Annotated in this window: 12 protein-coding genes; all 12 read left to right on the top strand. The window is 38.5% G+C overall.

All coding sequences use genetic code 11. The annotated features are described in order from the left end of the window. Positions 1 to 1,415 (top strand): D-glycero-beta-D-manno-heptose 1-phosphate adenylyltransferase (gene rfaE2 / locus QZ055_RS04975; protein ID WP_295825040.1); only part of this gene is annotated, 1,415 nt, incomplete at its 5' end. Further along, complete coding sequence (rfaD, locus tag QZ055_RS04970; RefSeq protein ID WP_295825039.1) at positions 1,412 to 2,377, top strand: ADP-glyceromanno-heptose 6-epimerase; 966 nt, start codon at positions 1,412 to 1,414, stop codon at positions 2,375 to 2,377. The genes rfaE2 and rfaD, both read left to right, overlap by 4 nt. After that, positions 2,377 to 2,871 (top strand): HAD family hydrolase, encoded by a 495-nt coding sequence (locus QZ055_RS04965; protein ID WP_295825036.1) that lies wholly within the window; start codon positions 2,377 to 2,379, stop codon positions 2,869 to 2,871. The genes rfaD and QZ055_RS04965 overlap by 1 nt, the downstream gene beginning before the upstream one ends. Positions 2,872 to 2,967: 96 nt before the next feature. After that, positions 2,968 to 3,987, top strand: coding sequence for a glycosyltransferase family 9 protein (locus QZ055_RS04960; protein WP_295825035.1), 1,020 nt, complete (start codon positions 2,968 to 2,970; stop codon positions 3,985 to 3,987). Then, positions 3,987 to 5,027, top strand: a complete 1,041-nt coding sequence (locus QZ055_RS04955) for a glycosyltransferase family 9 protein (RefSeq protein WP_295825034.1) — start codon at positions 3,987 to 3,989, stop codon at positions 5,025 to 5,027. The genes QZ055_RS04960 and QZ055_RS04955 overlap by 1 nt, the downstream gene beginning before the upstream one ends. A gap of 4 nt (positions 5,028 to 5,031) precedes the next feature. Then, positions 5,032 to 6,015 (top strand): 3'-5' exonuclease, encoded by a 984-nt coding sequence (locus tag QZ055_RS04950; RefSeq protein ID WP_295825032.1) that lies wholly within the window; start codon positions 5,032 to 5,034, stop codon positions 6,013 to 6,015. A gap of 70 nt (positions 6,016 to 6,085) precedes the next feature. Continuing rightward, positions 6,086 to 7,477, top strand: coding sequence for an aminopeptidase (locus QZ055_RS04945; protein WP_295825031.1), 1,392 nt, complete (start codon positions 6,086 to 6,088; stop codon positions 7,475 to 7,477). Positions 7,478 to 7,527: 50 nt separating this feature from the next. Next, positions 7,528 to 7,905, top strand: a complete 378-nt coding sequence (locus QZ055_RS04940; RefSeq protein WP_295825029.1) for a hypothetical protein — start codon at positions 7,528 to 7,530, stop codon at positions 7,903 to 7,905. A gap of 131 nt (positions 7,906 to 8,036) precedes the next feature. Next, the gene (locus QZ055_RS04935) at positions 8,037 to 9,014 is read left to right on the top strand and encodes an ABC transporter substrate-binding protein (protein WP_005386885.1); all 978 of its coding nucleotides are present in this window, start codon (positions 8,037 to 8,039) and stop codon (positions 9,012 to 9,014) included. Between the two features lie 24 nt (positions 9,015 to 9,038). Beyond that, positions 9,039 to 10,019 (top strand): ABC transporter substrate-binding protein, encoded by a 981-nt coding sequence (locus QZ055_RS04930; protein WP_178885117.1) that lies wholly within the window; start codon positions 9,039 to 9,041, stop codon positions 10,017 to 10,019. 11 nt (positions 10,020 to 10,030) lie between these two features. Then, positions 10,031 to 10,903, top strand: a complete 873-nt coding sequence (locus tag QZ055_RS04925) for an ABC transporter permease (protein ID WP_024066234.1) — start codon at positions 10,031 to 10,033, stop codon at positions 10,901 to 10,903. A gap of 10 nt (positions 10,904 to 10,913) precedes the next feature. Continuing rightward, positions 10,914 to 11,711: an ABC transporter ATP-binding protein gene (locus QZ055_RS04920; protein WP_295825027.1), complete on the top strand. Its 798-nt coding sequence runs from the start codon at positions 10,914 to 10,916 to the stop codon at positions 11,709 to 11,711. The last annotated feature ends 134 nt before the right edge of the window (positions 11,712 to 11,845 follow it).

The raw sequence follows: 11,845 nt of genomic DNA, 5'->3' as shown, positions 1-11,845 counted from the left end.
TAGGTGATGTTATGGTAGATCGTTATGTTTTTGGTGATGTAAGTCGTATTTCTCCAGAGGCACCGGTTCCTGTTAACCGCGTGGCAAAGATGAAAGAAGTGCTTGGCGGTGCTGGTAATGTTGCGTCGAACTTATCAAATTTAGATTGCACAGTATATCTTGGTGCTATTGCCGGTAATGATGACCATGGTCGTTTATTACAACAGTTACTTGATGCAGATAAGATTGATACAACAGGTTTATTGACGAGCGACGATCGATCTACTATTACTAAGATGCGCATCTTAGGTGATCGTCAGCAGATGATGCGCTTAGATTTTGAAACCATAACAGATTTGACAATCCATGAAGAACAGAAACTATCTACATGGTTGGAAAATCTCTGTAAAGCGGGTATCGATGGCATTGTTGTTTCTGACTATGGTAAAGGCGTTTGTACACCGACATTGCTAAAAAAAATCTTTAGTTTAGCTAAGGAGTATGGCGTACAAACAATCGTAGATCCTAAGGGTTCTGATTGGTCTAAATATAACGGTGCCACATGCATTACACCAAATGTAAAAGAACTAGGTGAATGTGTAGGTCGTAAATTAGAAAATGATGATACCACTATTGTTGAAGCAGCTAAGTCAGTACTGGCTAATGTTGATTTAGAGTACATTGTGGCTACTCGTTCCGCAAAAGGGATCACTGTTATTGCAAAGGATGGCCGTACATGGCATAATCCTGCCACACAACAAGAGGTATTCGATGTAAGTGGTGCAGGTGATACGGTTGTATCCATGATGATGACATGCCTTGCCAGTGGCCTATCTATGCGTTTAGCATTACATATTGCAAATGGTGCAGCAGGCATTGTCGTATCCAAGGTTGGTACATATCCAATTCATCGTTCTGAACTATTGGATTTATGGCATTCATATAAGCATAGTGTTCAATCGAAGCCTTTATACACAAAGGAAGAGATGAAGCAGCTTATTACACAATGGCAAAACAAGGGTGAAACTGTTGTGTTTACAAATGGTTGCTTTGACATTCTTCATCGTGGACATATTACGTACTTACAAGAGGCGGTTCAGTTAGGTGATCATCTAATTATTGGTTTGAATTCCGATGCTTCTGTTAGACGTCTAAAGGGCGAAACACGTCCCATCGTAAGTGAAGAAGATCGCGCAGCATTATTAAGTGCGTTGCGTTGTATCGATGGTGTGGTTTTATTCGAAGAGGATACACCAGCTGAACTATTAGCTTATTTGCGTCCTAATACGCTAGTTAAGGGCGGCGATTATAAGATAGAAGATATTATTGGACGTGAGTCCGTAGATCATGTAGAGGTGCTTTCATTTAAAGAAGGTTACTCTACATCCGATATTGTAGGGAAAATAGCTACTATGGCTAAGGAGGGTAAATTATGATTATCGTAACAGGCGGTGCTGGTTTCATCGGCAGTAATATTGTGAAAGCGTTAAATGACCGCGGTCGTACAGATATTCTTATTGTTGATGATCTTACAGATGGTCGTAAAATCCGAAATATTCAAAATTTAGAATTCTTGGATTATATCGATTGTGATGATTTTGATTGTGCTATTGCTGATGGTACATTCGATGTAGGTCCTATCGAAGTTGTATTCCATGAAGGTGCTTGTGCGGACACAATGGAATATAATGGCAAATATATGATGAAGAATAACTATGAAGGTTCTAAAAATCTATTCCACTATTGCCAAGACCGTCGTATTCCATTCATCTATGCATCCTCTGCATCTACTTATGGTAATGGTAAAAATGGTTTCGTAGAAAAACCAGAAGCTGAAGAAGCACTTAACCCATATGCGTACTCCAAATTGTTATTCGATCGCTATGTACGTAAATATGAAGGTGAATATACAGCTCAAGTAGTAGGCTTACGTTACTTTAACGTATATGGTCCTAATGAGGCTCATAAAGATAAAATGGCTTCCTTAGTTCGCCAAATGTTCTATAAAAATAAAGAAACTGGTATTATCAATCTATTTGAAGGTACAGATGGCTATGAAGATGGTGGTCAAACACGTGACTTTATCTATGTTAAAGACGTAGTTAATGTAAACTTCTATTTCTGGGAACATCCTGAAATTTCTGGTACTTTCAACTGCGGTACAGGTAATGCTCATAGCTTTAACCAATTTATGCAAGCTGTTATTGACTACAACGGCAAAGGTAAAATTGAATACATTCCATTCCCAGAGGTATTAAAAGGTAAATACCAAAGCTTTACAGAGGCTGATACTACTAAATTATTGGCTGCTGGTTATGATAAAGGGTTCCATAAAATGGAAGATGCTGTTAAGGAATATTGTGAATTACTCGATAATAACGAAGGGTATTTACGTTAATGCGCAAGGTATTATTTTTAGATCGCGATGGTGTTATCAATAAAGATGTTAGCTATCTATATAAAATCAGTGATTTAGAGTGGGTAGATGGTGCTAAAGAAGCTCTGGCTTATGCGTATAGTAAGGGTTATGATCTCATTGTAGTGACCAATCAAAGTGGTGTCGCTAGAGGTTATTATAAGGAATCTGATGTTCAAATTTTACATGATCACATGGCTCATGAATTAGATCGCAGTGGGGCACCAATTTTACATTTTTATTATTGCCCTCACCATAAAGAAGGCTCTGTGCCTTTTTATGCTGTCGATTGTGAATGTAGAAAGCCAAAGCCTGGCATGATTAATCAAGCTATTAAGGATTATGATGTAGACCCTAAAAGTAGTTTCCTTATTGGCGATAGTCAGCGCGACGTTGATGCAGCAGAAGCAGCTGGCGTAAGAGGTTATTTATTCACTGGTACAAATCTATTGGATTTTATTAAGACTATTATTTAGTTAATTATTACCATTACATTGTTTTACCTTTAACTTGAGTCTAGTTTAAGGTGATATAAGGTTGTTTAGTTGTGGTGTTGTATCTTGGGAGGCTATATGAAAGACTACAAGAACATACTCATCATTAAGATGAGTTCCTTAGGTGATGTGATTCATGCATTACCTACCTTGTATGCAGTGCGTAAAAATTGGCCTAATGCGCATATTACCTGGGCTATTCATGAGCAATTTGCTAGCCTTCTGCCTGGTACACCATGGGTGGATGATGTAATCATTATCGACAAGAAACAACTTAAAAAACCTGCCTATCTATGGCAATTACGTAAGGAGTTACATAGTCGTCACTTTGATATGACATTGGACTTACAATGTATTGCGAAGAGCGCCATTGTATCTTTACTATCTGGGGCTCCTGATAAATATGGTTACTGGGAGCTTCGGGAAGGTAGTAATTTAGTCAATAAAGCACTAGTAGGTGAGCATAAATACGACCATGTCATTGAACGCTATTTAGATACTGTTCGAGCCCTCGGTGGTGACGTAGATAGTATAGAATTTCCTATGCCTGCCTACGTAGATGCTGAGAAGTCCGTAAAAGAGAAGTTAGCCTGTCATGGCGTTGACGAAGATTATATAGTTGTTGTACCTGGTGCTCGCTGGATTATTAAGGAATGGCCTCTCCTTAACTTTGGAGAGCTATGTATCCGTTTATGTGAGTCTGGTAAAAAAGTTGTTATTGCCGGGGCTCCTGATGATGCAGAAAAAGGAGCTTTCATAGAAAACTATGTGAAAAATAAGAATCTCATTAACCTAGTGGGATCTACATCCATGCCAGAGCTAATTGAGTTGATTCGACACTGTGAAATTTTCATCAGTGCTGATACGGGCCCTTTGCATATTGCTAATGCTCTGAAGCGGCCTTTGATTGCATTATTTGGAACCACATCTCCAAAACGAACTGGTCCATATGGAGGGAGTCATGTACATCTTATTATTTCACCTACATCAAAGGCTACACCTGAACAGCCATTAGTAGATGATCCTGATTGTATGGCTCAAATTCCTGTAGATGCTGTGTGGTCTGTATATGAGCAAGTAATTGGAAAGGAACTATAATGGAACTTGATTATAAACGCATTGTGGTCACCTTTCTCATGCACTTAGGTGATGTTATTTTAACGACTCCATTCTTAGAGGTGCTACGTAAAGCGGCTCCACATAGTCATATTACATATGTAATAGATGAAAAACTGCAACAAGTGATGCAATATAATCCAAATATTGATGAACTTATCGTTGTAGATAAAAAGGGGCGTCATAATAGTATTTCTGGGCTCAATGAGATAGCTCGAGAGATTAATGCAAAGGGTAAACCTGATATCGTTATCAATTTACATCCTAATGAACGTACTTCCTATTTAGCCTGGAAGATTCATGCGCCCATTACGACTGGTATGAGTCATTTTTTATTTAGACCGTTTATGACAAAGTATACCCGTCTAGACCGTAAAACTCGCCACGCTGCAGATATGTACATCAATGTACTAGAACAATTAGGTGTAACGGATATTTCTAACTCTGGTTTACATATTGAAACTTGTGAGGCATGGCGCCGTGAGGCTCAGGAGTTCTATGCTAGTCATGGTTTGACAGATAGTGATACGCTCATCGGTTTTAATATTGGTAGTGCTGTTCCTGAGAAACGCTGGCCTGCTGAACGATTTGCCCATGTAGCTGATTATTTCGGTCATTTAGGGTATAAAACAGTATTCTTTGGCGGCCCTATGGATCTCGAAATGGTGCAACCTGTAGTAGAACACATGGAAACGAAACCGATTGTGGCTACCGGAAAATTCCAGTTAGGACCGTTGGCGGCGGCAATGAGCCGCTGTAATCTATTGATTACAAATGACTCTGGTCCTATGCATGTGGCCATCAGCCAAAAGGTGCCAATTGTGGCGCTTTACGGTCCATCAAACCCATTCTTTTATGGTCCGTACCAAGCTCATGCTATCGTTCTTGAAACGATGGACTCCTATGAGGTTGGTAAAAGCATGAAGAAGATTATTAAAGAAGGAAATTACAAAGGTTTGTCCGTAATTTCTGAAGAACAGGTCATTAAAGCAGCGGAAACGTTGCTTTCAGAATCGAAATAAACATATGAACTATATTGTATTTGATTTAGAGTGGAATCAGCCCTATAGCAACGATATTAGCTTTATGAAGCGCACAAAAATGCCGTTAACAGGGGAAATCATTCAAATCGGAGCGGTAAAACTGAATGAAAAGATGGACATTGTAGATCATTTTACAATGTTCATCAAACCACAATATCTGCCACGGATGCATAAACATGTCCGTGAATTAACTGGTATTACATCTCGAGAGCTCGATCATGGTGTACCATTTAAGACTGCTATGCAGTACTTTCAAAACTGGTGTGGTGATGAGTATATGCTGTTATCTTGGGGTTCTGATGACATTCTCATATTGCGTGAAAACCTGATGCTTCATAGGATGAAAGCTCTATCTTATGATCAATGGGTTGATGCACAGATGATTTACTCCTATCAACGATATGGTACAAGTCAACAGTATTCTGTAGCGCATGCCATGGAGGATCTTAATATATCTACCGAGCATTTATCAGCTCATAATGCGTTACATGATGCTGTGTTTACGGCACATATATGTCAAAAATTAGATATACCACAAGGTATTTTACATTATGATCAAATTCGAAAGGAAAGCAGTAATCCTTTCTTATATCCACCGATTCTGACATTTTTTATGTATGAAAACTTCCCTGAGAAGAAACGTATCGTTCATGATAGACGGGTTCGATTATCGTTCTGTCCATATTGTCAGACACGGTTAGAAATGACTAGGCCTGAACGATTACAAGGGGACAAGCATCTCGCCATCGGCGTTTGTCCGAAACACGGCGATTTTGCAGTGCAACTTAAAGTTGGAAAATATACGATTAAGTCTGGTAGTACCAAATTCTACGTTACAAAGGTATTGACCCATTGTACGGACGAAATTCGTTCTCTATATACTCAGAAGTCTGAAATTAATCGAGAAAAAGAGCGAAAATATTTAGAATTTCGCAGGGCGGAACTGGAAAAGGACCGCCAAAAATAATGTTGTTAATACAGGTTCACAATGATAGAGCCGTAATGGTTAAACTGTGAGCTTATAGAAAGGATAGATTATGGAACGTAAATATGCTTGGCATAATTATGATGATGCCACAATGGAAAAGGTATATGCCTTAAGTGATACATATCGTCAATTTTTAGATAATGGTAAAACAGAACGTGAATGCGTTGTACAAGCTGTTGAATTTGCAGAAGCTAAAGGATATGTAAACTTAAAAGATATTATTAAATCCAATACACCAATTAAAGCAGGTGACAAGATTTATTACACACATATGGATAAATCCATTGCTTTGTTTAACATTGGTACCGATGATATTGAATTTGGTATGAATATTTTAGGTGCTCATATTGACTCTCCACGTATCGATGTAAAGCAAAACCCACAATATGAAGATAGTAATTTAGTATTTTGGGATACCCATTATTATGGGGGCATTAAGAAATACCATTGGGTTGCCATGCCTCTCGCTATTCATGGCGTAGTAGTTAAAACAGATGGTACACGTATCAACATTAATATTGGCGATAAGGAAAATGATCCTGTATTCTGCATTACAGATTTGTTACCTCATTTGGGACAAGAACAAATGCAAAAGAATGCAGCGAAGGTAATTGAAGGGGAGGCCCTCGATTTACTTATTGGTAGCCGTCCTGTAAAAGATGAAGAAAAAGAAGGGGTTACTAAATTTATTAATAACCTTCTTGAAAAAGAATATGGCTTTGTAGAACGTGATTTATTATCTGCAGAACTCGAGATCGTACCAGCAGGCAAGGCTCGTGATATGGGCTTTGACCGTTCTATGGTTATGGCTTATGGTCAAGATGATCGCGTTTGTGCGTATACATCTTTAGTGGCTATGCTTGAAGTAGACAATGTAAAACGTACAACTTGTTGTTTGCTTGTAGATAAAGAGGAAATTGGTTCTGTGGGAGCTACAGGTATGCAATCTCGCTTCTTTGAAAATGCAGTAGCAGAAGTGCTTACCCTAATGGGCAAACCTAATTCTGTAAGTGTACGACGTACATTGGGAAATTCTCGTATGTTATCTTCCGATGTTAGTGCCGGTTATGACCCGCTATATGCATCTGCTTTCGAAAAGAAAAATGCATCTTACCTAGGTATGGGTGTTGTGTTCAATAAATTTACTGGTTCTCGTGGTAAATCTGGTTCCAATGATGCGAATGCTGAATATATGGGCTTTATTCGTCGTGTCATGGAATCTAACAATGTAACATATCAAACTGCAGAGCTTGGTAAGGTTGACCTTGGCGGTGGTGGTACCATTGCGTATATCATGGCCTTATACGGTATGAATGTTATCGACTGTGGCGTAGCCGTGCTTAGCATGCATGCTCCATGGGAGGTTACATCCAAAGCCGATATTTACGAGGCTAAACAATGCTACGTTGCATTCTTAAATGCAGCAGATGAATCAATCTAAATTTATGGGGCTTTCACCAATGGTGAAAGTCCATTCTATGTGAGGTATATATGAAGCAAACAGATTTAGGTGCAGCTATAGAGGCAGCTAAGGGAGAGGCTACAGAGGTTAAGACGGTAAAGGTCGATATCTTTGATATTCCTGAAACAAAGGCAGAAGAGTATATTGCTAATCGTGAAGAGGTGGCAGAAGCTGCAGCACAGGTAATGAAACCTTATTGTGTAATGGTAAAACGTGAAACATTAGATCCTGAAGAAGGGGAAGCTGTTGTTGGGTATTATGTAACAGGTGAAATTTTAATGTGTGTCATCCTTGACCCATTTGAAGTTCCTGTTATGAAGGTCGCTCTCGATAAGGGGACGCTTAAAGATTATATTTTAGCGGCTAATGAGCTAACAGAAGACATGTTAGCATCACTTGAAAAATAAGAGGATTTCACATTTTTATGTGTCCTATAAATGGACAAATGTAAAATACTTTAATCTGCTACATTGATGTAGTAAAGAAATTTGTTTATAATAGATGTATTATAGTCATTGCAGATAGGAAGGAAATCCCCATGAATTTAAAAAAAGGTATTGCCCTAGCGCTCACGGCGGCAGCATTGATGGCATTCACAGGCTGTGGCTCCAATGGAACAACATCTAATGGTGAATACAAGGTTGGCGTAGTACAACTGGTAGAACATCCTGCACTAGATGCAGCAAACAAAGGTTTTGTTGATGCTTTAAAAGAAAAGGGCTTAGCTGATAAAATCACCTTTGACCAACAAAATGCACAAGCAGATCAATCTAATTTGAACAGCATTGCACAGCGTTTTGTATCTGATCGTAAAAACTTAATTTTAGCCATTGCAACACCAGCAGCTCAATCTATGGCAAATGCAACTCACGATATTCCAATCTTGGGTACTGCAATTACTGATTATGAAGCAGCTAAACTTGTTAAATCTAATGAACATCCAGGTGGTAATGTATCTGGTACATCCGATATGAACCCAGTAGAACAACAAGTTGATTTAATTTTAAAAGTATTACCAAATGCTAAGACAATTGGTACTATTTATAGCTCTAGTGAAGTAAACTCTCAAATTCAAGTCGAGAAAATGAAAGCGTATGCAGCTACAAAAGGTATCAAGGTTGAAGAGGTTACCGTTTCTAATGTAAACGATATTCAACAAGCAGCACAAAATCTTGTATCTCAACATGTTGATGCAATTTATGTACCAACAGATAATGTTGTAGCTTCTGCGATGAGCAATCTTGTAGCGATTACCGACCCAGCAAAAATTCCTGTGTTTGGCGGCGAAGATAACCACGTAAAAGGTGGTGCTGTAATGTCCTTGTCCGTAGATTACTACAAACTTGGATACCAAACAGGTTTAATGGCAGCTAAAATTTTAACCGGTGAAGCTAAAATTGAAGATATGCCTATTGAAATGCAAAAAGAATTTAAATTAGTTGTAAGTAAAGATAAATTACAAAAATTGGGCATCACATTACCAGAAGAATTGATGAACAAAGCAACTATGATTTAATACACAACTGGTAAGGAGTTACATATGAACTGGAAAAAAGGTATTGCAGTAGCACTTAGTGCTATCTCTATTATGGCAATGGTAGCTGGTTGCGGTTCCAACACAGCAACTAATGATCAAAAGAAAATCGGCGTTATTCAATTGGTAGAACATCCATCCCTTGATGCTGCTAACAAAGGCTTTGTTGATGGCCTTGCATCTAAAGGTTATAAAGATGGAGAGAACATCAAATTAGACCAACAAAATGCTCAAGCTGACCAATCTAATTTGAATAGTATTGCTCAACGCTTTGTATCTGATAAAAAAGATTTAGTATTAGCCATTGCAACGCCAGCAGCACAAACTATGGCAAACGCATCTCATGATATTCCTATCATGGGTACTGCTATTACAGACTACGTTACAGCAAAACTCGTTCAATCTAACGAACATCCAGGTGGCAATGTATCTGGTACATCTGATATGACACCTGTAGAAAAAGAGGTTGATCTTATTATTGCATTAGTACCAAATGTTAAACGTATTGGTGCAATTTATACATCTTCTGAAATCAACTCCCAACTTCAAGTTGAAAAAATGAAAGCCTATGCAGCTACTAAAGGTATCACAGTTGTAGAAGCAACTGTTTCTAATGTAAATGATATCCAACAAGCCGCTACAAATCTTGTAAACCAAGATGTACAAGCTATTTATACACCAACTGATAATGTATTGGCATCTGCTATGGCTAACTTAGCTCAAATTACTGATGCTGCTAAAATTCCAGTATTTGCTGCCGATGAAGGTATGACAATGACTGGTGGTGTGGCAACATATTCTGTTGACTACTATAAATTAGGTTATCAAACTGGTTTAATGGCTGCCAAAGTGCTTTCTGGTGAAGCTAAAATTTCTGATTTAGCCATTGAAACACAAAAAGATATTAAGTTAACTGTTAACGAAGAACGTGCTAAAAAATTAGGTATCACAATTCCTGAAGCACTTCGTAAAGATATGAAACAATAGAGGAGATTTTGATGTTAGATTTAGTGGTAGGCACCATAACAACAGGCCTTTTATGGTCTTTGTTAGCGGTTGGTGTATTCATCACCTTCCGTGTATTAGATGTGGCTGACTTAACCGTAGAAGGTACGTTCCCAATGGGAGCGGCTATTTCCGCAATTTTAATTACTAGTGGTATGAACCCAATTCTTTCTATTTTGATTGCCGGCATTGGCGGTATGGCTGCTGGTGCTGTGACAGGATGGATTCATACAAAATTGAAGATTCCTGCATTATTAGCTGGTATCTTAACAATGATTGCTTTATACTCCATTAATCTTCATATTATGGGTAAAGCTAACGTATCTTTGCTTCGTATGGATACAATTTATACAATTATCGGTAGTGTACTTCATACAGCAAATATGTGGTCTGCAGCTATCGTAGGTATCATCGTAGCTGTTGTAGTTTGCTTATTACTATTCTGGTTCTTCGGTACAGAAATTGGTACAGCTTTACGTGCAACAGGTGTTAATCCTCAAATGATTCGCGCTCAAGGCGTAAACACAGACAACATGATCGTTCTTGGTCTTTTGATTTCCAACGGTTTTGTTGGTATGTCTGGTGCATTGATCGGTCAATTCCAAGGTTTTGCCGATGTAGGTATGGGTATTGGTACTATCGTAATCGGCTTGGCTTCCGTAATTATTGGTGAGGTTGTATTTGGTACAAAATCCTTCGTACGTAGCCTCATTGCTGTAGTACTTGGTTCTATCGTATATCGTATCGTTATTGCGGCTGTACTCTATATGGGTATGCCACCAAACGATTTGAAATTATTCACTGCTATTCTTGTTGCCATCGCGCTTTCCTTGCCTACATTGAAAGCAAAATGGTTGGCTCGTTAAGGAGGACACTATGTTAGAAGTAAAAAATATGGTAAAAACCTTCTTTAAGGGCACAATCAATGAAAAAACTGCTCTTCAAGGTATTGATCTTCGTTTAGAAGAAGGCGATTTCTGTACTGTAATCGGTGGTAATGGTGCTGGTAAAAGTACGTTGCTAAACTCCATCGCTGGTGTATTCCCAGTTGATGAAGGCTCCATTACTATTAATGATATTGATGTTACAAAAATGCCAGAATACAAACGTGCTAAATACATTGGCCGTGTATTCCAAGACCCTATGGTTGGTACGGCAGGTAATATGCAAATTGAGGAAAACTTGATTCTTGCTATGCGCCGTGGTAAAAACTTAGGTCTTAAATGGGCTTTCAAAGATAGTGAACAAGCATTCTTTAAAGAACGCCTTGCATTATTAGGTTTAGGCCTTGAAGACCGTTTGTCTGCTCGTATGGGCTTATTATCTGGTGGTCAACGCCAATCTATTACATTATTGATGGCTACTATGCTCCGTCCTGACCTTTTATTGCTAGACGAACATACAGCGGCTCTTGACCCTAAGACTGCAGAAAATGTTTTGCAATTAACAGATAAACTCGTGTCAGAACATAATTTGACAACTCTTATGATTACTCATAATATGCGTGATGCATTGCGCTTTGGTAATCGCCTCATCATGATGGATGCTGGTCGCATTATTTATGATGTAAAAGGGGAAGAAAAGAAAAAATTAACAGTTGCTGATTTATTACAAAAATTTGAAGTAGCTGGTGAAGGTGCATTAAGTGACCGTATGATGCTTGGTGCAAAATAGTAGAAGAGGGCTGTGGCCCTCTTTTATTTATGATATATCTTTACAAGTTACGGAACATACTGTATACTAAATAAGGTCGTAAGACATATCGTAAGCGAAGTATTCGAATCTCCAACGGTTACTTAAGCTTATCG

The sequence above is a fragment of the uncultured Veillonella sp. genome, assembly GCF_905209685.1.
GTDB lineage: Bacteria > Bacillota > Negativicutes > Veillonellales > Veillonellaceae > Veillonella.
Note: the sequence above shows the minus strand (reverse complement) of the source record. Positions and strands in the feature narration are given on the sequence as shown.